Source organism: Achromobacter sp. NPDC058515 (assembly GCF_042721735.1).
In the GTDB taxonomy this organism is placed as follows: Bacteria; Pseudomonadota; Gammaproteobacteria; order Burkholderiales; family Burkholderiaceae_B; genus Achromobacter.
The window spans coordinates 125,351-147,770 of record NZ_JBHXNI010000010.1 but is presented as its reverse complement, the minus strand read 5'-3'; the positions used below and the strand labels follow the sequence as shown (position 1 = coordinate 147,770).

The window sequence follows — 22,420 nt, the reverse complement described above, 5'->3', positions numbered from 1 at the left end:
TACACATTGCGAACCCTGGTTGAAATCCCCCTTACAACCGGGGGCAAAGCTGGCTTATTTCGTACAATCTGCATCTATGGAACTAAACCTGCTGGCTCTGGAAACCTCTTCGTCCCGTTGTGGCGTGGCCCTTTTGCGCGCGGTCGACGGCCGTCTGGAGGTCAGTGCCAGGGAGCACGAAGGGTCCCAGGAGCATGCGGAACGGCTCTTGCCCATGGCCAACGAGCTGCTCGCGCAGTCTGGCCTGGCGCCGGGCGCCCTGCATGCCGTGGCCTTTGGCCAGGGGCCGGGCGGCTTCACGGGCCTGCGCGTGGCCTGCGGCGTGGCCCAGGGCATGGGGCTGGGCCTGGGCATCCCGGTGTTGCCGATCGTTTCGCACCAGGCCGTGGCGGCTCAGGTGGCCGCCGCGCAGAGCGAGGCGATCGTCGTGGCGCTGGACGCCCGCATGAATGAGGTTTACCTGGCGGTTTACCGCCGGTCCGGCGGTTCCAAGGATGAACCTGTCTGGGAAGTCCTGCAAGCGCCCATGCTGATCGCGGCGGCCGAAGTCGTGCCGTGGACGGCCCATCACCTGCCGGTCTGGTCGGTCCAGGCCGCCCAGCCCCTGGGGCTGGTGCTGGCCGGCGACGCCTGGGATGCGTACGCCGCCGACATGACCCACTCCCTGCAGTGGCGCCGAGCGGCCGACGCGCAGCGTCCCGAGGCGGCCAGCGTGGCCCGCCTGGCACGCCAGGGCTGGCTGCGCGGTGAAGCCGTGGCGCCCGAACTGGCCGCGCCGCTGTACGTGCGCGACAAGGTGGCGTTCACCACCGCCGAGCGCATGCGCGGCGAGGGCGGCAACCCCCGCGCCCAGCCCTCGCTGGCTCCCCTGGTCCCGCAGCCGCTGACGGATGCGGATCTGGATGAAGTGGTGGCGCTGGAAGCCCACGTGCAGTCGTTCCCCTGGACCCGCGGCAATTTCGCGGATGCCCTGGCGGCGGGCTACGGCGCCTGGACCTTGCGCCGCGAAGGGAAGCTGGCCGGGTTCTGCATCGTCATGTTCGCGCCCGACGTGGCCCATCTGCTGGTGATCGCCGTCTCCAAACACCTGCATCGCCAGGGGCTGGGCGGCGAACTCCTCGACTGGTGCGAACAGCGGGCGCGCGAGCGCGGGCTGGAAGGCGTGCTGCTCGAAGTCCGGCCGTCCAATACGTCGGCCGTCAGCTTCTACAAGCGTCACGGCTATCTTCAGATCGGCGTGCGCCGGGCGTATTACCCCGCCGAGAAGGGCGGGCGGGAAGACGCGCTGGTCATGCAGAAGCGCTTTGAGACCGCAACGGGAGCGCCGGCATGAGCCCGCTCGACGCCGCGCCGCCGTCTTCCGCGCCGCGCATCAACCCGTTGCAGCGCATCTGGCTGCGCGAGATCGGCATGGAGCGGCTGTGGCTGCGCCCCGCGCCTGCGGCCCCCCGCCCGGCGGTCGCGCCGCCAGCCGAGGTTTCCAGGCAGGCTGCGCCGGTTCCGCCTCCCGCCGCGATGACCGAGGCGCCGGCCCCGATGCCGCCCGCCGCGCCGCAGGCGGCCGCCGGCCCCGCGGCGGAGCCCGCGCCGGCGCGTCCGGGCGTGCCGGCTTCGATCCTGAACCGCAGCGGCCCTCCGCCGCGCCCCGCGCCCAAGGCCGAGGCCAAGGCGGCCGAGCCGCCGCCCATCCCAGTGGCCGAGGCGGTCAAGAATTCCAATCTGGAGCAACTGGCCGAACAGGTCGTGGCGTGCACCGCCTGCGGCTTGTGCCAGGGCCGGCGCCACGCGGTGTTCGGCCAAGGCGCTTCGCCCACGCGCTGGCTGGTCGTGGGCGAAGCGCCCGGCGAGCAAGAGGACCGCCAGGGCCAGCCCTTCGTGGGCCGTTCCGGGCAGTTGCTGGACGCCATGCTGTCGGCCGTGGGCATGAGCCGCGAACGCGACGTGTTCATTACCAACGTCATCAAATGCCGCCCGCCGGGCAACCGGAATCCCAAGCCCGAGGAAATCGCGGCCTGCAGCCCATACCTGATGAGGCAGATCGCCTTGCTCAAGCCCGAGCGCATCCTGGTGCTGGGCCGGTTCGCGGCCCAGACATTGCTGGGCACGGACGCCACCATCGGCAGCCTGCGCGGCCGCATCCATCAACTGAAGACGGACGAGGGCGCCGAGATTCCCGTGGTCGTGAGCTATCACCCGGCCTACCTGCTGCGCAGTCCGTCCGAGAAGGCGCGCGCCTGGCAGGACCTGAAGCTGGCCTCCCGGACGCTCTGAACGCCCTCCGGGCGGCGGCCAATAAAAAACCGGGCGTGCGCCCGGTTTTTTATTGGAATATCAACCGCTTAGTGCGATGAATCCAGTGCGCGGCCATGGCCTTCCTGGCCGATCTGGTCGTGCAGGTCGGGGTTGGCCAGCATGTTGCGCTTGCTCCAGCGCATGAAGACCACCATCAGCACGAAGACCACGGTGCCGAAGATCACGATGATCACGTTGATCGGCAGCTCCAGCCACAGCAGCAGGGTGTACATCGCCACCATCAGCAGGATGTTGAGCTGTTCATTGAAGTTCTGCACGGCGATGGAGTGGCCGGCCGACAGCAGCACGTGGCCGCGGTGCTGCAGCAGCGCGTTCATCGGCACCACGAAGAAGCCGGCCAGGCCGCCCGTCAGCAGCAACAGCAGATAGACGCTCCAGGGCTGGTAGACCAGCGGCATCAGCAGCACGACCAGGCCCATGGCGGCGCCCACCGGCAGCACGGCCAGCGCGCGGCGCAGCGGGATGCGGCCCGCCAGGATCGATCCCACCACCGTGCCCAGCGCGGCCACGCCCATCAGCATCGAGGCCTTGTCGAGCTGGTAGCCCAGATGGCTGCGGCCCCATTCGATGACGATGAGCTGCAGTGTGGCGCCAGCGCCCCAGAACAGGGTGGTGACGGCAAGCGAGATCTGGCCGAGCTTGTCTTTCCAGAGCACACAGACGTAGCCCCAGAAGGTGCGGACGAGGCGGACCGGGTTCTTCTGCTGGGGCGGGTAGCGCACATGGGTGCGCGGAATCATCAGGTTGCACAGCGCCGCCAGCAGATACACAAAGGCGATGACGAGGATCGCGGCTTCGGCCGGCGTATGCACCAGCTTGCTGATCAGGGGGTGGCTGAGCAGGGCGGAAGACACCGACGACGAAATGAGCAGCCCGCCCAGGACCGTGCCCAGGATGATGGAGAAGACCGTCAGGCCCTCGATCCAGCTGTTGCCCTTGACCAGCATGGTCGGGGGCAGCATTTCGGTGACGATGCCGTACTTGGCGGGGGAGTAGGCGGCGGCGCCGATGCCGACCACGGCATAGGCCGCGCAGATCAGGTAGGTCTGGTATTGGGGGGCGACGCCCAGGCTGGCGTACGAGAACATCAGCATGCAGCCGGCGACTTTCAGGGCGTTGGTGGAGAACATCACCCGGCCCTTGGGAAAAGAGTCCGCCAGGGCGCCGACAAATGCGGCCAGCACGACATAGGCCAGGGCGAACGACCACTTCATCATGGGCGCCAACCAGTCGGGGCCGTGCAGCTCCTGTATCAAGGCGATCGCTGCAATGAACAGCGCATTGTCCGCCAATGACGAGAAGGCCTGCGCGGCCATGACCAGATAGAAACCACGTTTCAAGAATGTCCCCGTTCTTTGGCCTCTGTCCGGCCAGTCCGCGTGAAAATTATGTGTCGTGCCAAAAAGTGTCACGGAGTATAGCCGGACGCTTGAGGCGAGCCATTGCGCGTTTGCCCGCGGGTTGACCGTTGCCAACGTTTGGGGACAGACTGCCTGCGGTATCATACGACCCATATGAGAGCCGGCCCTTATGGGGCCGGTTTGCAATCCGTGCGGCAGGTCCGTTAACGCCTTTCGTTCAACCCCCCCCGTCGTCATCGTACTGTGCGTCTTACTCAGCTAAAACTCGCCGGCTTCAAGTCCTTCGTCGATCCCACCGTGATTCCCGTGCCCAGCCAACTGGTGGGCGTGGTGGGTCCCAATGGCTGCGGAAAATCGAACATCATTGACGCCGTGCGCTGGGTGCTTGGCGAAGCCAAGGCCTCGGAACTGCGCGGCGAGTCCATGCAGGACGTCATTTTCAACGGCTCCGGCAACCGCAAGCCGGCGGCGCGGGCTTCGGTGGAAATGGTGTTCGACAACAGCGAGGGGCGGGCCGCGGGCCAATGGAGCACCTACGCCGAAATCGCCGTGCGCCGCGTGCTGACGCGCGACGGCACCAGCAGCTATTTCGTCAACAACCAGCAGGTCCGGCGCCGCGACATCCACGACATCTTCCTGGGCACGGGCCTGGGCGCGCGCGGCTACGCCATCATCGGCCAGGGCATGATCAACCGCCTGATCGAGGCGCGCCCCGAAGAGCTGCGCGTCTTCCTGGAAGAAGCCGCGGGCGTGTCGCGCTACAAGGAACGCCGCCGCGAGACCGAAAACCGCCTGTCCGACACGCGCGAGAACCTGACCCGCGTCGAAGACATCCTGCGCGAATTGAACAGCCAGCTTGAAAAGCTGGAAGCCCAGGCCGAGGTGGCCACGCGCTACCGCGAACTGCAGGCCGACGGCGAAAAGAAGCAGCATTCGCTGTGGTTCCTGAAGGAAACCGGGGCGCGCGAGGAGCGCGCCAGGAAGACCCAGGAAATGGCCCAGGCGCAGAACGAGCTGGAAGCCGCCATTGCCGGCCTGCGGGCGGGCGAGGCCGCGCTGGAATCCCGGCGCCAGGCCCACTACGCCGCCAGCGACGCGGTCCATACCGCGCAAGGCGCGCTGTACGAGGCCAACGCCCAGGTCAGCCGCCTGGAAGCCGAAATCCGCCATGTGGTGGACTCCCGCAACCGCCTGCAGGCGCGCCGCGACCAGCTTTCCCAGCAGATCGCGGAATGGACCAGCCAGCGCGAGCACTGCACGGAACAGATCGCCCAGGCCGAAGACGACCTGGCCACGGCCGCCGCCCGCACCGAAGAGGCGCGCGCCACGGCCGAAGACGCCCAGGCGGGCCTGCCCTCGGTCGAGCAGCGCGTTCGCGAGGCCGCCGCCGGCCGCGACGAGATGCGCGCGGCGCTGGCCCGCGTCGAGCAGAACCTGGCCCTGGTGGCCCAGACCCAGCGCGACGCCGATCGCCAGATGCAGACCCTGGAGCAGCGCCGCGAGCGTCTGCAGCAGGAGCTGCGCGAACTGCACAGCCCGGACCCGGTGCGCCTGGAACAACTGGCCGGCGACCGCGTCGCGGGCGAAGACCAGCTGGAAGCCGCCCAGGAAGAACTGGCCACCCTGGAAGGCCGCGTGCCGGAAGCGGATGCCGAGCGCAGCCGCGCCCAGGGGGCCGCCCAGACCGACGCCCAGAACCTGGCGCGCCTGGAAGCCCGCCTGTCGGCGCTGGTGAAACTGCAGGAAGACGTGCAGAAGCAGGGCGCGCTGGAACCCTGGCTGGCCAAGCATGAACTGGCCGGGCTGTCGCGCCTGTGGCAGAAGCTGCATGTGGAGCCGGGCTGGGAAACCGCCCTGGAATCCGCGCTGCGCGAACGCATGGCCTCCATGGAAGTGCGCAACCTGGACTGGGCGCGCGCCTTCGCCGAGGACGCGCCGCCCGCCCGCCTGGCGTTCTACCAGTTGCCGGCCGCGGCCCCCGCGCCGCCCGCGCCGGCCGGCCTGACGCCGCTGGCCAGCCTGCTGCGCATCACGGACCCCGACCTGCGCACGCTGCTCAACGAGTGGCTGGCCGGCATCTATACCGCCGCCGACGTCGGCCAGGCCCTGGCCTCGCGGGCAAGCCTGCCGGCCGGCAGCGCCTGCGTGGTCAAGGCCGGCCACCTGATCGACGCGCACAGCGTGCGCTTCTACGCGCCGGACTCCGAGCAGGCCGGCCTCCTGGCCCGCCAGCAGGAAATCGAGAACCTGCAGCGCGAGATCAAGGCCCAGCAGCTGATCGCCGACCAGGCGCGCGCCGCGGTCGCCCGCGCCGAAGCGGCCTGGCAGCAGGTGTCCCAGGCCATTGCCCCGGCGCGCACCCGCGTGGCCGAGGTCACGCGCCGGGTGCATGACATCCAGCTGGAGCACTCGCGGCTGCAGCAGCAGGCCGAACAGTCCGGCGAGCGCGCCTCGCGCCTGCGCCAGGACCTGGAAGAAATCAAGGTCCACGAGGAAGACCTGCGCGCCACCCGCGAAGAGGCCGAGGCCCGCTTCGAGGCCCTGGACGAGGAGCTGGCCGAGCACCAGTCCAAGTTCTCGGATGCCGAAATGGACGGCGAAACGCTGGCCGCCCAGGCCGAAGCCGCCCGCACCCGCCTGCGCGAGCTGGAACGCGCCGCCCAGGAAGCCGAATTCGCCGAACGCGGCATCCAGGTCCGCATCACCGACCTGCAGCGCAACCAGCAACTGGCCGCCGACCAGAGCCAGCGCGGGACGGTCGAGCTTGAGCAGCTGTTGGGAGACCTGGTCGAACTGGACGCGTCCGCGTCGCAGGCCGGCCTGCAGGACGCCCTGGAAACGCGCGCCGAGCGCGAGGAAGCGCTGTCGCGCGCGCGCCAGGAAATGGAAAACCTGTCCGCCTTGCTGCGGGGCGCCGACGAAGACCGGCAGCAGCAGGAGCAGACGCTGGAACCGCGCCGCGCGCGCATCATGGAATTGCAGTTGCAGGAACAGGCGGCCCGCCTGGCCGAAGAGCAGTTCACCGAACAGCTCAACGCGCGGGAAGTCGACCGCGAGGCGCTGGCTCAGTTCCTGGCCAACCAGCCCGACGAATGGCGCCGCGCCAGCTGGCTGCAGCAGGAAGTGGGCCGCATCTCGCGCCAGATGGAGTCCCTGGGTTCCGTCAACCTGGCCGCGCTGGATGAATTGAACACCTCGCGCGAGCGCAAGGGGTTCCTGGATTCGCAGCACCAGGACCTGATGACCGCCATCGAGACCCTGGAAGACGCCATCCGCAAGATCGACCGCGAAACGCGCGAACTGCTGCAAGAGACGTTCAACGTCGTCAACGGCCACTTCGGCGAGCTCTTCCCCAAGCTGTTCGGCGGGGGCGAGGCCAGGCTGAGCATGACGGGCGAGGAAATCCTCGACGCCGGCGTGCAGGTCATGGCCCAGCCTCCCGGCAAGCGCAACAGCACGATCCACCTGCTGTCGGGCGGCGAAAAGGCCCTGACCGCGACGGCCCTGGTGTTCGCGCTGTTCAAGCTGAACCCCGCTCCGTTCTGTTTGCTGGACGAGGTGGACGCGCCGCTGGACGACGCCAACACGGAACGCTATGCGAACCTTGTTTCCAACATGAGCGAGCAAACCCAGTTCCTGTTCATCTCGCACAACAAGATTGCGATGCAGATGGCCAAGCAATTGATCGGCGTGACCATGCAAGAGCAGGGGGTTTCGCGTATCGTTGCGGTAGATATAGATTCGGCCGTGCAAATGATGGCCTCCGAAGCGGCATAAACCCAATATTTAGAAAGGCGCCGCCCTTCTGGCGCGGGATTTACACATGAGTGATTTGCAGATCGGGCTGATAGCCCTGGGCGTCTTGCTGATACTGCTGGTGTTGGGATTCAACTGGTGGCAGGACCGGCGCGTCCGGCGCAAGATGCAAACCCATTTCCCCACCTCCGAGCAGGATCCCCTGCTGGGTGCGGGAGCGGCCACCGGCGCCGCCGCGTCAGGCGCCACCGCAGCCGCGGTCCGCCGCGAGCCCGGCATGGGCGGCGACGCCCCTCGCGCGCAGCCCGGCCAGCCCGCCCCGGTGGATCCCGGCAGCGATGCCGACGACTCGGAAGAACCCGATCCCGCCTGCGAAGTGGTCATCGAGATCAACTTTGCCGAAGCCGTGCGCGGCGCGGACCTGCTGCCCTATATGCAAAGCCTGCGCAATGTCGGCCGCAAGCCCATGCGCGTGTTCGCCGAAACCGACCAGCGCCGCCACCGCGCGCGCATCCATGCCGGCGAATCCTATGCCTCCATGCAGCTGGCCGTCTTGCTGGCCAACCGCAGCGGTCCGCTGACCGCCATCGAATGGTCGCAGGCCTGGGCCCGCGCCCAGGACATGGCGGAACGCTTCGACGCCACCATCGAGGGGCCTGACCAGCAGGCGGTCCTGGAGCAGGGCGCCCGCCTGGACGACACCTGCGCCGCCCTGGATACCCAAGTGGGCCTGACCCTGCTGCTGGGCACGGCCCAGCCCGCGGCCGAGGTGCTGTCCGTGGCGCGCGACGCCGGCTTTGTCGCCGACGGCAACCGCCTGGCCTGGCCCGCCGAGAACGGCGTGGCCCGCTTCACGCTGGCGCGCGCCGACGGCGCGGCCTTCGATGCCGGCATGGGCGGCATCGAACGCCTGTACCTGCTGCTTGACGTGCCGTGCAGCCCGGCGGACAGCCGCGCCTTCGGGCGCATGGTGGACGTGGGCCGCGACCTGGCCGCGCGCCTGCGCGCCGAGCTGGTCGACGACCAGGGCAAGCCCCTGGCCGACGGCTCCGAAACCGTCATCGACGAACGCCTGCAAGTATTGTTCGGCCAGCTTGAGCAAGCGGGCCTGCCCGCCGGCAGCGAGCGCGCCCAAAGGGTGTTTGCGTAATGCGCAGCGTGTCGGGTGGCGACAACGCGGCGCAAGCCGCGGCGCGCTTGCGCGCCGAGATCGAACAGCACAACGTCCGCTATTACGTCTACGACGAGCCCTCCGTCTCGGATGCCGAGTACGACGGCCTGATGCGGGAACTGCAGGCCCTGGAGGCCGAGCACCCCGAACTCGTGACGCCGGAATCGCCGACCCAGCGCGTGGGCGCCGCGCCCGTATCCGCCTTTGGCAGCGTGCGGCACGTGGTGCCCATGCTGTCCTTGAACAATGCTTTCGACGAGGAAGAGGTTGTCGCGTTCGACCGCCGCGTGACCGACACGCTGCGCGGCGCGGGCCTCTTGGGTCCGGCGCAGCAGCCCGACTATTTCTGTGAATTGAAGCTCGACGGCCTGGCGATCAGCCTGCGCTACGAGGACGGCCGCCTGGTGCAGGCCGCCACCCGCGGCGATGGCCAGACAGGCGAGGACGTCACGTCCAACATCCGCACGATCAAGGCGATTCCGCTGCAGTTGAAGGGCAACGCCCCGAGGGTGCTGGAGGTGCGCGGCGAGGTGCTGATGAACCGCGCCGACTTCGAAAAGCTGAACCAGGCTCAGGCCAGGCGCGACGAAAAAGTGTTCGTCAATCCGCGCAATGCGGCCGCGGGCAGCCTGCGCCAGCTGGACCCTCGCATCACGGCCAAGCGGCCCTTGCGTTTCTTTGCCTATGGTTGGGGCGAGGTCCACGGCCTGCCGGGCGCCGGCCTGTTCGACGAAGCTTCGGCGGGCGCCGCGCAAGCCTCCCAGCTGCCCGAAAAGTCGCACGGCGCCATGCTGGAATGGCTGGCCTCCCTGGGCCTGCCTGTCAATGTGGTGCATAACCATCGGGCCACCGGCGCCGAAGGCCTGATGGCCTTCTACGCCAAGGTGGGCGCAACGCGCTCGGGCTTGCCCTACGACATCGACGGCGTGGTCTACAAGGTGGATTCGCTGCCGGCCCAGAAGGTCCTGGGCTTCGTGGCGCGCGCGCCGCGCTTTGCGCTGGCGCACAAGTTCGCCGCCGAAGAGGCCACCACCACCTTGCTGGACATCGAGGTCCAGGTGGGCCGCACCGGCGCCATCACCCCCGTCGCGCGCCTGAAGCCCGTGTTCGTGGGCGGCGTCACCGTCACCAACGCCACGTTGCACAACGAAGACGAGATCCGGCGCAAGGATGTGCGCATCGGCGACACGGTCATCGTGCGCCGCGCGGGCGACGTCATTCCCGAAGTGTTGGGGCCGGTGCTGGAAAAGCGGCCGGACGACGCCAGGGAATTCGCCATGCCCACGGCCTGCCCGGTCTGCGGCTCGGCCATCGAACGGCTCGAAGACGAGACCATCGCGCGCTGCACCGGCGGCCTGTTCTGCGGCGCGCAGCGCAAGCAGACGCTGTGGCACGCCGCGAGCCGCAAGGCGCTGGACATCGAAGGGCTGGGCGAGAAGCTGGTGGACCAGCTGGTCGACAGCGGCCGCGTCAAGACGCTGGCCGACCTGTACAGCCTGCGTCCACTGGAACTCGTGGGCCTGGACCGCATGGGCCAGAAGTCCGCCGACAACCTGGTGGCGGCCATCGAAAAGGCGCGGGCGCCCGGACTGGGCCGCCTGCTGTTCGCGCTGGGGATCCGCCACGTGGGCGAGACCACCGCGCGCGACGTGGCGCGCCATTTCGGCAGCATCGACGCCATCATGGACGCCGATGAAGACGCCTTGTCCTCCGTGCCCGACGTGGGGCCGGTGGTGGCGGCGTCCATCCGCCGCTTCTTTGCCGAGCAGCACAACCGCGACGTGATCGCGCAGCTGAAGGCGCAGGGCGTGGACCCGGTGGCTGAAGCGGCGCCGCAGGGCACCACGCTTGCCGGCAAGACTTTCGTGCTGACGGGCACGCTGCCCAACTGGACGCGCGAAGAGGCCTCCATGCACATCCAGGCGGCCGGCGGCAAGGTCAGCGGCTCGGTTTCCAAGAAAACCGCCTACCTGGTGGCGGGCGAGGATTCGGGCAGCAAGCTCGTCAAGGCCCAGGAACTGGGCGTGACGGTGCTGGACGAAGACGGGCTGAAGACGCTGCTGGGGATGGGCGGCTGAAGCCGCCGGGCCCTAGATATTGCTGCGCGGCATGGCGCTGCGGATGGCTGCGGCCGCGCGTTGCAGCGCCGGCAGATGCTGGGCTTTCAGTTCGTCCGGCGAACGGGAGCCGAGCACCATGCTGACGCTCAGGCCCGCGACCGCCTTTCCTTCGTGGTTGTGCAGGGGAACGGCGACGCCGGCAAAGCCATCCACCAGTTCGCTTACCGAAATGCAGTAGCCGTCCTGGCGCACTTGCCGGATGAGCTTGCGCAGCGCGCTGCGTGAGACGGTCGTGTAGGGCGTGAGGCGCTTCAAGTCGGCGCTTTCCAGGTATTCGTCCAATCGTTCGTCGTCGAGCGTCGACAGCAATGCCCTGCCGAGCGAATGCGCGTAGGCCGGCAGCCTGCTGCCCACGGACAAATCCAGTTTGAGCAGCTTGGGCGCTTCTTCGCGGGCCAGAAACACGACGTGCTGCCGGTCCAGCACGCCCAGGGAGCACGTTTCCCCCACGCTGTGCGCCACTTCCTGCATCGTCGCCCGCGTCAGCTTCGGCAGGCTCAACGACGCGAAATAGGCATATCCCAAGTCCATCACCTTGGGCGTGGGCGCGAAATTTCTGCCGTCCAGCCGCACATATCCCAGTTTTTCGAGCGTCAGCAGGATGCGGCGCGACGCCGCCCGCGTCACGCTCAATTGCTCGGCCGCCTCTTGCACGGTGACGCTCGCGACGCCCGTGGCGTAGATCTGCAGCAATTGCAGCCCATTGGCCAGGCTGTCGAGAAACTCCTCTTTCCTTTCCTTCGGTTCCGGCAATCTGTTGTCCATGTGCTTGGCGATCGTGTTGGTCGAGCCGTGATTGTAGTTTGACATCTGGCGCAATCTCCATAAAATGCGAATTAGCGAACAATTGTTCGTTAATTAGATGGGAAGGCCGGAAAGCTCAAAGCCGGTACGCCCACGCACTTATGGAGACATGCCATGCGCAGGAGACTGTCGCGCGCCGTCGGCGCGCTTGTATTCGCGTTCGCCGCGACCGCAGCCAGTTCGGCCGCCGTTGCCGCCGACGCCTTTCCCAGCAAACCCATCCGCTTCGTGGTGCCGGCCGCCGCAGGCGGACCTACCGAGATCGTGACGCGCCTGCTGGCGGAACGGATGACGCAGAGCATGGGGGTGTCCGTCATCGTCGAGGCAAAGCCGGGCGCGGGCGGGAACATCGGCGCCGACGCGGTCGCCAAGGCGGCGCCCGATGGCTACACGATCCTGATGGGCACGATAGGCACCAACGCCATCAACCAGACCCTGTACAAGGCGATGCCATTCCAGCCGCTCAAGGATTTCGCGGCGGTGACCCAGGTGGTCTCGTATCCGCTGGTCGTGGTCGTGAACCCCAAGCTGCCGATTTACTCGGTGGCGGACCTCATTGCCTACGCCAAGGCGCACCCCGGCAAACTCAACCGGGCGTCGGGCGGGAGCGGCACATCGATGCATATGTCCGGCGAACTGTTCAACGAGATGGCCGGCGTGCAGATGCAGCACATTCCCTACAAGGGCAGCCTGCCCGCCCTCACGGATGTGATCGGCGGGCAGGCAGACCTGGCTTTCGACAGCCTGGTCATTGCGCAGCCCTTGATCAAGGCCGGAAAGCTGCGGGCCATCGCCGTGACGGGGCCGTCGCGCTCTCCCGCGGCGCCCGATATCCCGACGGTGGCCGAGACGCTGCCCGGATACGCCATGACGTCGTGGATAGGCGTGTTCGCGCCCGCCGGCACGCCGCGTCCGGTCGTCGACCGCCTGCAGCAGGAAATTGCCCGCGCGCTGGCCGATCCGCGCGTCCGGGAGCAGTTGACATCCCAGGCGGCCGATCCGGTGGCCAGCACTCCCGACGACTTTGCCCGCTTCACCGCCGACGAAACCGAGAAATGGGCGCCCGTCGTCAAGGCGTCCGGCGCATCGGTTTCATGAATCCACAGAACGAGGAGTCTTTCATGCAGTCCATTGATTTTTCGGCACGCCGCAAGCGCGTGGCCCAGCATGCGCGCGCGCTTGGATATGACGCCTATCTGGGCACCCGCCAAGGCGCATTGCACTACTTGAGCGGCGCGTTCATGCCGTGGCGCGGGGCGGTGCTGGTGACCGCCGACGGGCATTGCGAATTCATCTACTGGGCCATGGACGCCTCGCGCGTGCGCGCCGAGGGGCATGAGATGGAGATGCATGAGTTCGAGTTCTCGGACTTTCCGCAATTGATACGCCAGCGCCTTGAGCACCATGGGCTGACGCGGGGCAGGGTTGCGCTGGACCTGGCCCATCCGGGGGCCGCGCAAGTGGCTCCGGGCATGCTCACCGCCGCCGAGTACTTCGACCTGAAAGAACATCTTCCTGACATCCGATTCGAAAACGGCGTGGATGTGATCGACGATGTCATGCTGATCAAGGACGCCGCAGAGATCGCGCGGCTGCGCCTTGCGGCGGAAGTGTCGGACTATGGGTTCGAGCAAGGCAGGGACGCGGTGCGCGTCGGCGCCACCGAGAACGAAATTGCGGGGGAAATCGAGCGCGCGATCCGGCGGCGGGGCAGCACCTGGTCGTGGGCGGTGACGGGGGGCACCGAAGTCGGGGCGGGGGAACGCACGGGCTTTCTGCGCGGGGTCACCCAGCAGGCGACCGACCGCGCAATCCAGGCCAACGAATTCGTCATCCTGGACTTGCACCCGCTGCTGGATCTGTACATGGCGGACACCGCCTTGCCCGTCTTTCTGGGCAAGCCGGACGCGGCCCAGAGCAAGATGATCGATTGCTGGGAAGAGACGGTCCACACCATGCTCGATTCGCTGACGCCCGGGCGGCCCATCGCCGAGTGCGCGAGCCGCGGAATCGCCATATTCGAAAAGCATGGGTTAAGCGAGTTCGGCCTGCCGCTGTTTGGCCATGGCCTGGGCACCTGCGCGCGCACCAGGCCTTTTATCAACCTGCGCAGCCGCGACGTCGTGACGCCGGGCATGGTGGTGGCGCTTGGCACGCACTTGTACCGGCCGGGCGTGGGCGGAATGCGGCTCGAATACCCGGTGCTGATCGGCGAACACGGCGCCGAGCCGCTGGTGCGCACCGAGGCGCGCGTGCATCGTCTTCCCTGATACTGCTTGCCGGAGTCTAACCATGAAAGCGAATCCCCTGAGTTCCCTGATCGGCGCCGAAGTGCGCGGCGTGGATCTTGAAGCGCTGGACGACACGGGCTTTGAGGCGGTGAACGCCTTGTTCCTTCGCCACCAGCTGCTGGTCTTCAAGGACCAGCGCCTGTCGCCCGAAGGCCAGTTGCGCTTCAGCCGCCGTCTGGGCGAGCTGGATATCCATGTGCTGGCCCAGTACAACCATCCCGACTACCCCGAGATATTCGTGCTGTCCAACGAGGTAAAGAACGGCGTGCCCGCGGGCATCGCCGACGGCGGTTCGTACTGGCACTCCGACTTCGCCTTTCGCGAGTGCCCCGCCAAGGCCACGATCCTCAATGCCCGGTTGATTCCGCCCGAAGGCGGCAATACCCTCTTCGTCAACATGTACCAGGCCTATGAGGAACTGGACGACGCGACAAAATCCCTGGTGGCGGGCCTGCGGGCGATTCACCGCTACCGGCGCAAGAGCACGCGCGCCGACGAAGGGACGCGAGTGACGATGGACGCGAGTCAACTGGCCGGCACGCCGGACGTGGAGCATCCCATCGTGCGCACCCACCCGGAGACGGGCCGCCGGGCGCTGTACGTGCACCCGGGCATGACGGCAGAGGTGTCCGGCTGGGGAGAGGCCGAGAGCCAGGAACTGCTGGAAAAGCTGTTCGCGCACTGCACACAGGAGAAGTATCAATATGCGCTGCAATGGGCGCCGGGCGACGTGGTGATGTGGGACAACCGCTGCGTGATGCATAAGGCGACGACGCGCGAGCTCCCGGCCAGCATGCGCCGCACGATCCATCGCACCACGGTCATGGGCGAGCGCCCGGTCTAGGAGCAGAAAATGTCCGCATGCGCGCCGCCAGACTACGAGGCCACGGCCGGAGTGACGCAGCTTGACGCATTGCCGCTCGATGGCGGCGGCAGCCTGGCGCCCGCCAGGCTGGCCTGGTCGCGGTTCGGCCCGGCGCCCGCGCGCGCGCGATCGGTGGTGATGCTTCTGCACGGCATATCCGGCAGCCAGCAGGCTTTGCGCATGGACCGGGAGCCCTCGCATGCCGATGCCGGCTGGGCGAGTCCGTGGCTGGGGCCGGGTTTGGCGCTGGATACCCGCCATACCTGTGTCCTGGCGCCGAATGCGCTGGGCTCCTGCTTCGGCAGCAGTGGCCCGGCCGGCCGGGCGGCAGGCGCATTTCCGGCCGTTTCAATCGCCGACGGCGTGCGCCTGCAAGGAGAATGGCTGCGCGCGATGGGTGTGGAGCGCCTGGATGCCGTGGTGGGATACTCCTATGGCGGCTACCAGGCGTTCCAATGGGCCGTGGCGTCGCCCCTGCCGGTCGGGCGGGTCGTGGCGCTGGCGTCGGCTCCACGCGGCAGCGGAAGCGAGGCGGATGTGCTGCGCCTGCGCGGGCTTGCCGCCGCGCTGGAGGCGGGCGACTTGGACGCGTGGAACGGCTGGGTCGAGATGCGATGCGCGACCTTGCGCGGCCATGGCTATGGCCGATGGCTCGCCGACGCCGGAGAGCCCGATCCTGAGCTGCGCCTACGGGCGGAGGCCTCGGCCTGGGCCGCGCGCTTTTCGCCCTGGTCCATGGCGGCGCTCAGAGCGTCCGCCTGCCGCTACGACACGCTCAAGGCCTTGCTGACGACGTCAACGCCGGTGCATTGGTTGCGCTGTGAATCGGACGCGCTCTTTCCGCCCGACGATCCTAGCGTCCAGATGGAGGCGCCGTACCCCTCCAACATCGTGAGGACAAGGGTCGCCGGCCGGTACGGCCATCTGTCGCCCTTGCTGGAAGGCAGTCTCTGGCGGACGTATCTGGCGCGGGCGCTGGCTTAGGAAGCGGTGGGGGGCCGTCCCCGGGCGGGCAGCGGATCTGGCCGCGCAAGGAGGGCAGGCAAAAAAAACTGCCCGCGATTGCGGGCAGTTTCTTGTCTGGCGCAGGCTTACTGAATCTTGGCCTTGTCGCGCAGCTGCTTCTGGTAGTCGGCCAGGGTTTGCTGGCGCAGCATTTCTTCCAGTTGCGGACGCACTTGATCCAGCGGCGGGAATTCCACCGGGCGGGTGTCGTCAACCATGATGATGTGCCAGCCGAATTGGGTCTGCACCGGCTTGTCGACCAGTTCGCCCTTCTTCAGCTGCGTCACGGCCTGCGCGAACGGCTGGACGTAGTTGGTCGGGGGAGCCCAACCCAGGTCGCCGCCCTTTTCGGCGCTGCCGGGGTCCTTGGAGTTCTTCTTGGCCAGGTCGTCGAACTTGCCCTTGTTGCTCTTGAGCTGGGCCAGCAGGTCATTGGCCGCCTTCTCGTCCGCGACGAGGATGTGACGGACCTTGTATTCCATCTTGCCGGCCTGTTCTTTCTTGATCTTCTCGTATTCCGCCGTGACCTTGGCGTCCGAAACCGGGTTCTTGGCCAGGTAGTCGGCCATCAGGGCGCGGACCAGGATGCCTTGGCGGGCAAGTTCGATTTCAGTCTGGACGTCGGCTTGCTTGGCGATTCCGCTCGATTCGGCGGCTTGCACGAAGATCTGGCGGTTGATCATTTCCTGCTTGACCTGTTCGCGCAATTGCGGCGAATCGGTCGCGCCCTGGCTGACCAGCAGCTTGACGAATTGATCCAGATTCTTCTGCGGGATGGCCTTGCCGTTGACGGTAGCCACGTTCTGCGCAAAAGCAGGCACAGCGATGACGCAGGCCGCAGCCAGCATGACGATGCGTTTCATGAATATCCTTTTACTTTCTATTTGGGAGCCTGGGCATCTAGCGCAAGCGCATGAATCGGATAAGGGATCAAATCTTGCAAATGATGATACACCAGCCTATGCCGCGCAACGGCGGAGAGCCCCGCAAAGCAAGGCGCTACGATGATTACGCGATAGTGGCCGGCGCCGTTTTTACTGCCTTCGTGGCCGGCATGCAAATGCGAGTCGTCCAGGATATCCAGGCTGACAGGTTCCAGGACGGCGAGCCGTTCCCGGATCAGGGTGATGCGATCGGTGGTTTCTGACATGGCGGCAAGGTGAAAGTTCCGGCGCGCCGGCCCTGGTGGCGGGCGCGCCATGAGGGGGCCGTCGGCCGGTTCAGGGCTGTCCGGGCGGGGTGCCGGAGCCCGAGGGCGTGTTCTCCTCGGTCTGGATGTGCTTGCCCAGCCACACCGACTGCGCGATCACGAAAACGACCATCAGCCCCATCAGGCCAAAGGCCTTGAAGCTGACCCATTGCGACTCGGTGAAATGGCCGGAAAACGCCACATACAGGTTGAGCGCGCCGGCGACCAGGAAGAAGGCGGCCCAGACCATGTTCAGCTTGTCCCACGCCGCATCCGGCAGCTGGATCTGCTTTTCCATCAGGCGGCGGATCAGGTTGCGGCCGAACAACAGGCGGGCAAACACCAGCGCGCCGCCGAACATCCAGTAGAGCACCGTGGGCTTCCACTTGATGAAGACGTCGCTGTGCAGCCAGATGGTGGCTCCACCGAAAACGAGGATGACCGTGAGGTTGATCCAGTGCATGGCTTCGGTGGCCCGGCCGGTCGCCTTCAGCCAGACGATCTGCAGCACCGCCGCCGCCATGGCGACGCCGGTGGCGATGAAGATGTCCGTGAACCGGTAGGCGATGAAGAACAGGAACAGCGGAAACAGGTCGAACAGAAACTTCTTCATTCAGTCTTCTATGGGTTCAAACGTCATCGACAGGGAATTGATGCAGTAGCGCAGGCCGGTGGGCTCGGGGCCGTCGGGAAAGACGTGTCCCAGGTGCGAGTCGCAGACGTTGCACAGCACCTCGGTGCGCACCATGCCGTGGCTGGCGTCGCGCTCTTCGCGCACCAGCGCGGGGTCCAGCGCCTGGAAGTAGCTGGGCCAGCCGCAGCCGGCGTCGAATTTGGTGTCGGATGCGAACAGCGCCGTGCCACAACCCACGCAGCGGTAGATGCCGTGCGTGAACGTATCCCAGTAACGCCCCGTGAATGCGCGTTCAGTACCCTTTTCTCGGGTGACAACGTATTCTTCGGGGGAAAGCTGGGCCCGCCATTCGGCGTCGGATTTGCGTACTTTTTCCATATGAGCTCTTGGAGTCCCGATGCCCGAAATGGTTCGGGCATAATCCCGCCCCATGTTAATCGAGTTTGACCAGGCGGTAGTATCCACGCCCCAGGCGGAAGTGTTGCGCGGGGTGAGCGCGACCCTGGCCGAACGCCGCATCGGCATCGTCGGCCCCAATGGCGCCGGCAAGAGCACCCTGGCGCGCCTGATCAACGGGCTGGTGATGCCGTCCTCGGGCAGCGTGCGGGTCGACGGCCTGGACACGCGGCAGGACCTGAAGGCCGTGCGGGGGCGGGTCGGCTTTGTCTTCCAGAACCCCGAGAACCAGATTGTCTTTCCCATCGTGCGCGAAGACCTGGCGTTTGGCCTGAAGCGCCTGGCGCCCGACCGCCAGCAGCGCGAGGCCCGGATCGAAGCCCGGCTGGGCAGCCTGGGCGTGGGGCATCTGGCCGACCGCAGCAGCCACACCCTGTCCGGCGGCGAGCGCCAGCTGGTGGCGCTGGCGGCGGTGCTGGTCATGGAGCCGGCGCTGATCGTGTTCGACGAGCCCACCACCCAGCTGGACCTGCGCAACCGCAACCGCGTGCGCAACGCCATCGCCGGGCTGCCCCATGACGCCATCGTCGTTAGCCACGACCTGGAACTGCTGGAGGATTTCGACCGGGTGCTGGTCGTGCGCGACGGCAATATCGCGGCCGACGACGCGCCGGCCGCGGCCCTGCGCTGGTATCGGGAGCATTGCGCATGATGGAGCCGCTATACCTGGCGGGCTCCTCGCCGCTGCACCGCCTGCCGGCGTGGCTGAAGTTGCTGGCGCTGATGGCGGCGGGCGCGGGTTTGTTCATGCTGCGCGACCCGCGCTGGCTGGCGCTGGCGTTTGCCGTGTCGGCGGCCTTGGTGTGGTCCACGGGCGCAGGCCTGGCGGCCGTGTGGCGCCAGGTGCGCGGGCTGCTCTGGGTGCTGCTGGCCGTGGCGCTGTTCACGGGCTGGTTTCAGGGCGCGGTCGAGGCGCTTGCCGTCGTGTTGCGCGTGGCTGCGATGGTCGGCCTGGCGTTGGCGGTGACGCTCGCCACCCGCACATCGGACCTGATCGCCGTGTGCGAGAGGGCGCTGGCGCCGCTTGAACGCATTGGCCTGGTGGACGCCGGCAAGGTGGCGCTGGCGCTGGCCTTGACGCTGCGCTTCGTGCCCGAAATCTGGCGCAACTTCCAGGAAATCCGCGAAGCCCAGGCGGCGCGCGGGCTGGGGGCCAATCCCGTCGCGCTGATCGTGCCGCTGATCGTGCTGACTTTGAAGCGCGCCCAGGAAGTCTCGGAAGCCATTGATGCGCGCAGCCCCTGACGGCGGCGCGCTCGTCTTGAAAACAAAGGGGAAACCATGAAATCCAACAACACGGTGCTGGTCGCGCTGTTTGCGGCGCTGATCGTCGTCCTGAGCCTGATGCCGCCGATTCCGTTGCCCGGCATCCCGGTGCCCATCACCTTGCAGACGCTGGGCGCCATGCTGGCCGGCGCGATGCTGGGGCCGCTGCGCGGCGCGTTGGCCTGCCTGTTGTACCTGGCGCTGGCCGCAGTGGGCCTGCCCGTGCTCCCCGGGGGGCGCGGCGGGCTCGGCGCCTTCTTCGGCCCGACAGGGGGCTTCCTGGTCGGCATGGTGGCGGGCGCTTTCGTGACCGGCTGGCTGGCGCGCCAGTTGGCGGCCCGCGCCACGGGCGCCTGGATGCGTTGGGCAGGCTATGTGACCGCCTGCGTCATCGGCGGGATTGCGGTGGTGTACGCCTTCGGCGTGCCCTGGCTGGCCGCCGTGACGAAGATGGAGCTGTCCAAGGCCGCGACGGCGGTGGCTGTGTTCCTGCCGGGCGATCTGATCAAGGCCGTCGTGGCGGCCTGGGTGGCCTCGCGCGTCGAGCGCGTGTGGCCGCTGCTGGGGCGCTGACGGGGCGCAAGGGCCGTCCAAGGGAATCCCCCAACTGACGCGCGGTTTTCTTTTCTAGTACAAGTTCGCCATTAACGAATGCGTTTGCTAAAAGAGGTTTTCCGTAGCACATCAGGGAATTACCGTAGTTGCGCGAAGTCATTTGATACTCTTTTAACCCTATAATATTTTTTTCTGTATAACTTTAAACAGGCTCGCTTCGCCTCGCTCGAGGCACATAAGAGCCACCACAGGAGACAAAAATATGCGCAAGCACTTCGGCTTGTCCGCGGCGGCTGCCGCTGTAGCCCTGACCCTGCCGCTCCTGGCGAGCGCACAGGTCAAGGTAGGCGTCACGGTGTCCAGCACCGGTCCCGCCGCGTCGCTGGGTATCCCCGAGCGCAATACCGTGGCGCTGCTGCCCAAGGAAGTGGCCGGCCAGAAGATCGAATGGATCGTCCTGGACGACGCCACCGACACGACGCAAGCCGTCAAGAACTCGCGCAAGCTGGCTTCGGACGACAAGGTCGACGTGCTGATCGGCACCTCCGTGACGCCGGGCTCGCTGGCCATGGTGGACGTGGCCGCTGAAGCCAAGGTCCCGATGATCAGCGTGGCCGCCAGCGCCAAGATCGTCGAGCCCGTGGACGACAAGCGCCGCTGGGTCTTCAAGACCCCCCAGAACGACGCGCTGATGGCCGGCGCCCTGGCCGACGCCATGGCCAAGTCCAAGGTCAAGACGCTGGGCTTCATCGGCTTTGCCGACGCCTACGGCGACGGCTGGCTGGACGTGATGCAAAAGGCCGCCAAGGCCAAGGGCATCGAGATCGTCGCCGTTGAAAAGTACGGCCGCACCGACACCAGCGTGACGGGCCAGGTGCTCAAGCTGGTTGGCGCAAAGCCGGACGCCATCCTGATCGCCGGCGCCGGCACCCCGTCCGCGCTGCCGCAAAAGGAACTGAAGGCCCGCAACTACGGCGGCACCATCTATCAGACCCACGGCGCCGCCAACAACGATGTGCTGCGCGTCTGCGGCAAGGATTGCGACGGCATGCTGCTGCCGGCCGGCCCGCTGCTGGTCGCCGCCCAGCTGCCCGACAGCAACCCGGTGAAGAAGTCGGCCCTGGCCTACGTCGAAACCTACGAAAAGGCCAACGGCGCCGGTTCGACCAATACGTTCGGCGGCCACATGTGGGATGCCGGCCAGCTGGTCGTGGCCGCATTGCCGGTGGCGCTGAAGTCGGGCGCCAAGCCCGGCACGCCCGAGTTCCGCGCCGCGATGCGCGACGCGCTGGAAGGCGTGAAGGACCTGGCTGCCTCGCAAGGCGTGTTCAACATGTCGCCCACCGACCACGCCGGCTTTGACGAGCGCTCGCGCGTCATCGTCAAGGTGGAAGGCGGCAAGTGGGTCTACCAGCCCGGCCTGTAAGTCCCCAGGATTGCCCGATCCACGGGTGCGCGGCGCATGGCGTCGCCTGTATGGCGCCACTCGCGCGGCACCCGAGCAATGCTTCGCACCGGCCTTTCCGGCCGGTGTGTCGTATCAGTGTTCCGGGAGGGGTCGGAACACAAAGAAACCACAAGGTAGTTGTTAGATGGATTCATCAATTGCGCTGATCCTGCTGCAAGACGGTGTCGTCAACGGCGCTATCTATGCCCTTCTGGGCATGGCTCTGGTGCTGGTTTTCGCCGTTACGCGCGTCATTTTCATTCCCCAGGGCGAGTTCGTGGCGTTCGGCGCCCTGACCCTGGCCATGCTGGTGGATGGCAAGGTGCCCGGCACCGCCTACCTGCTGCCGCTGTTGGGCGCCGTCTGCCTGGCGCTTGAGCTGCTGCGCGCCTTGCGCGCGCGCAGCGCCGCCGGCCTGCCCAAAGCCCTGGTCACCTGCGTCGTCCTGCCCTTGGCCCTGCTCTGGCTGATCACGAGCTACACCGCCGCCGATAATTCGCTGTGGCTGAACATGCTGCTGACGCTGCTGCTGGTGGTTCCGATGGGCCCGATGGTCTATCGCATCGTCTACCAGCCGCTGGCTGAAGCCACCGTGCTGGTGCTGCTGATCGTCTCCGTGGCCGTGCACTTCGCGCTGATGGGCCTTGCGCTGGTGTTCTTCGGCGCCGAGGGCTGGCGCACGCCGGCGTTCGTCAGCGGCCAGGTCGACCTGGGCTTCATGGTCTGGTCCGCCCAAAGCCTGTTCGTCGTCGCGACTTGCGCGCTGCTCATCGTTGCCTTGTGGCTGTTCTTCGGCAAGACGCTGTACGGCCGCGCGCTGCGCGCCACCGCCGTCAACCGCCGCGGCGCCCGCCTGGTGGGCATCAGCACCACCATGTCCGGCAGCCTGACGTTCACGCTGGCCGTGGGCATCGGCGCCATGTCCGGCATGCTGATCGCGCCCATCACCACCGTCTACTACGACACCGGCTTCCTGATCGGCCTGAAGGGCTTCGTGGGCGCCATCATTGGCGGCCTGGCCAGCTACCCGATCGCGGCGGCGGGCTCGCTGCTGGTCGGCGTGCTGGAATCCTTCTCGTCCTTCTGGGCCAGCGCCTATAAGGAAGTGATCGTCTTTACCTTGATTATCCCGGTTCTGGTCTGGCGTTCGTTCAGCACCCATCACGTGGACGAAGAGGAGTAAACGC

At 67.0% G+C, this 22,420-nt stretch carries 20 protein-coding genes; 14 read left to right on the top strand and 6 right to left on the bottom strand.

Annotated elements, in window-relative coordinates; all coding sequences use genetic code 11:
- Positions 1–76 precede the first annotated feature (76 nt).
- Together tsaB and ACFWP0_RS18320 are read left to right on the top strand one after the other, a co-directional pair.
- The gene (gene tsaB, locus ACFWP0_RS18325; RefSeq protein ID WP_377844360.1) at positions 77–1,333 is read left to right on the top strand and encodes a tRNA (adenosine(37)-N6)-threonylcarbamoyltransferase complex dimerization subunit type 1 TsaB; all 1,257 of its coding nucleotides are present in this window, start codon (positions 77–79) and stop codon (positions 1,331–1,333) included.
- Positions 1,330–2,271, top strand: coding sequence for a uracil-DNA glycosylase (locus tag ACFWP0_RS18320; protein WP_377844357.1), 942 nt, complete (start codon positions 1,330–1,332; stop codon positions 2,269–2,271). Before tsaB ends, ACFWP0_RS18320 begins: the two co-directional genes overlap by 4 nt.
- 68 nt (positions 2,272–2,339) lie before the next feature.
- On the opposite strand, the gene lplT is transcribed toward ACFWP0_RS18320, so the two are convergent.
- Entirely contained in the window at positions 2,340–3,653 is a 1,314-nt protein-coding gene (gene lplT / locus ACFWP0_RS18315) for a lysophospholipid transporter LplT (protein ID WP_377844355.1), read from the bottom strand.
- 264 nt (positions 3,654–3,917) lie between these two features.
- Between lplT and smc the strand changes: the two genes are divergently transcribed.
- Genes smc through ligA form a run of 3 tightly spaced genes read left to right on the top strand, consistent with a single transcriptional unit; the run spans position 3,918 to position 10,679 of the window.
- A complete protein-coding gene (gene smc, locus ACFWP0_RS18310) occupies positions 3,918–7,451 on the top strand; it encodes a chromosome segregation protein SMC (protein WP_377844353.1) in 3,534 nt (1,177 codons plus the stop codon).
- A gap of 46 nt (positions 7,452–7,497) precedes the next feature.
- Positions 7,498–8,580 (top strand): cell division protein ZipA C-terminal FtsZ-binding domain-containing protein, encoded by a 1,083-nt coding sequence (locus ACFWP0_RS18305; RefSeq protein WP_377844351.1) that lies wholly within the window; start codon positions 7,498–7,500, stop codon positions 8,578–8,580.
- A complete protein-coding gene (ligA, locus tag ACFWP0_RS18300; protein WP_377844349.1) occupies positions 8,580–10,679 on the top strand; it encodes an NAD-dependent DNA ligase LigA in 2,100 nt (699 codons plus the stop codon). Before ACFWP0_RS18305 ends, ligA begins: the two co-directional genes overlap by 1 nt.
- A 12-nt stretch (positions 10,680–10,691) precedes the next feature.
- Here the strand turns inward: ligA and ACFWP0_RS18295 are convergent, their stop codons facing one another.
- Positions 10,692–11,531, bottom strand: a complete 840-nt coding sequence (locus ACFWP0_RS18295) for an IclR family transcriptional regulator C-terminal domain-containing protein (RefSeq protein ID WP_377844347.1) — start codon at positions 11,529–11,531, stop codon at positions 10,692–10,694.
- Between the two features lie 108 nt (positions 11,532–11,639).
- Between ACFWP0_RS18295 and ACFWP0_RS18290 the strand changes: the two genes are divergently transcribed.
- From ACFWP0_RS18290 to ACFWP0_RS18275, 4 genes are read left to right on the top strand one after another with little or no spacing between them, the layout of a single operon-like run.
- Positions 11,640–12,623, top strand: a complete 984-nt coding sequence (locus ACFWP0_RS18290; protein ID WP_377844346.1) for a tripartite tricarboxylate transporter substrate binding protein — start codon at positions 11,640–11,642, stop codon at positions 12,621–12,623.
- Between the two features lie 23 nt (positions 12,624–12,646).
- Entirely contained in the window at positions 12,647–13,795 is a 1,149-nt protein-coding gene (locus tag ACFWP0_RS18285) for a M24 family metallopeptidase (RefSeq protein ID WP_377844344.1), read from the top strand.
- Between the two features lie 22 nt (positions 13,796–13,817).
- Entirely contained in the window at positions 13,818–14,660 is an 843-nt protein-coding gene (locus ACFWP0_RS18280) for a TauD/TfdA dioxygenase family protein (RefSeq protein ID WP_377844343.1), read from the top strand.
- Positions 14,661–14,669: 9 nt separating this feature from the next.
- Entirely contained in the window at positions 14,670–15,665 is a 996-nt protein-coding gene (locus ACFWP0_RS18275; protein ID WP_377844341.1) for an alpha/beta fold hydrolase, read from the top strand.
- A gap of 107 nt (positions 15,666–15,772) precedes the next feature.
- On the opposite strand, the gene ACFWP0_RS18270 is transcribed toward ACFWP0_RS18275, so the two are convergent.
- The 4 genes from ACFWP0_RS18270 to msrB all read right to left on the bottom strand — a co-directional run bounded on the left by ACFWP0_RS18270 (position 15,773) and on the right by msrB (position 17,887).
- Complete coding sequence (locus tag ACFWP0_RS18270; protein ID WP_377844339.1) at positions 15,773–16,549, bottom strand: peptidylprolyl isomerase; 777 nt, start codon at positions 16,547–16,549, stop codon at positions 15,773–15,775.
- Positions 16,550–16,566: 17 nt separating this feature from the next.
- Positions 16,567–16,836, bottom strand: coding sequence for a BolA family transcriptional regulator (locus tag ACFWP0_RS18265; RefSeq protein WP_171664302.1), 270 nt, complete (start codon positions 16,834–16,836; stop codon positions 16,567–16,569).
- A 70-nt stretch (positions 16,837–16,906) separates the two neighbouring features.
- Entirely contained in the window at positions 16,907–17,488 is a 582-nt protein-coding gene (locus ACFWP0_RS18260) for a septation protein A (RefSeq protein WP_377844337.1), read from the bottom strand.
- Complete coding sequence (gene msrB / locus ACFWP0_RS18255; RefSeq protein WP_377844335.1) at positions 17,489–17,887, bottom strand: peptide-methionine (R)-S-oxide reductase MsrB; 399 nt, start codon at positions 17,885–17,887, stop codon at positions 17,489–17,491.
- Between the two features lie 52 nt (positions 17,888–17,939).
- Here msrB and ACFWP0_RS18250 point away from each other — a divergent pair, with 52 nt between their 5' ends.
- The 5 genes from ACFWP0_RS18250 (at position 17,940) to ACFWP0_RS18230 (ending at position 22,416) form a co-directional block, all read left to right on the top strand.
- Entirely contained in the window at positions 17,940–18,617 is a 678-nt protein-coding gene (locus tag ACFWP0_RS18250; RefSeq protein WP_377844333.1) for an energy-coupling factor ABC transporter ATP-binding protein, read from the top strand.
- Entirely contained in the window at positions 18,614–19,210 is a 597-nt protein-coding gene (locus ACFWP0_RS18245; RefSeq protein WP_377844331.1) for an energy-coupling factor transporter transmembrane component T family protein, read from the top strand. Before ACFWP0_RS18250 ends, ACFWP0_RS18245 begins: the two co-directional genes overlap by 4 nt.
- A 36-nt stretch (positions 19,211–19,246) precedes the next feature.
- A complete protein-coding gene (locus ACFWP0_RS18240) occupies positions 19,247–19,804 on the top strand; it encodes a biotin transporter BioY (RefSeq protein WP_377844329.1) in 558 nt (185 codons plus the stop codon).
- A gap of 244 nt (positions 19,805–20,048) precedes the next feature.
- Entirely contained in the window at positions 20,049–21,212 is a 1,164-nt protein-coding gene (locus ACFWP0_RS18235) for an ABC transporter substrate-binding protein (RefSeq protein WP_377844327.1), read from the top strand.
- A gap of 166 nt (positions 21,213–21,378) precedes the next feature.
- The gene (locus ACFWP0_RS18230) at positions 21,379–22,416 is read left to right on the top strand and encodes a branched-chain amino acid ABC transporter permease (protein ID WP_377844326.1); all 1,038 of its coding nucleotides are present in this window, start codon (positions 21,379–21,381) and stop codon (positions 22,414–22,416) included.
- Positions 22,417–22,420 lie beyond the last annotated feature (4 nt).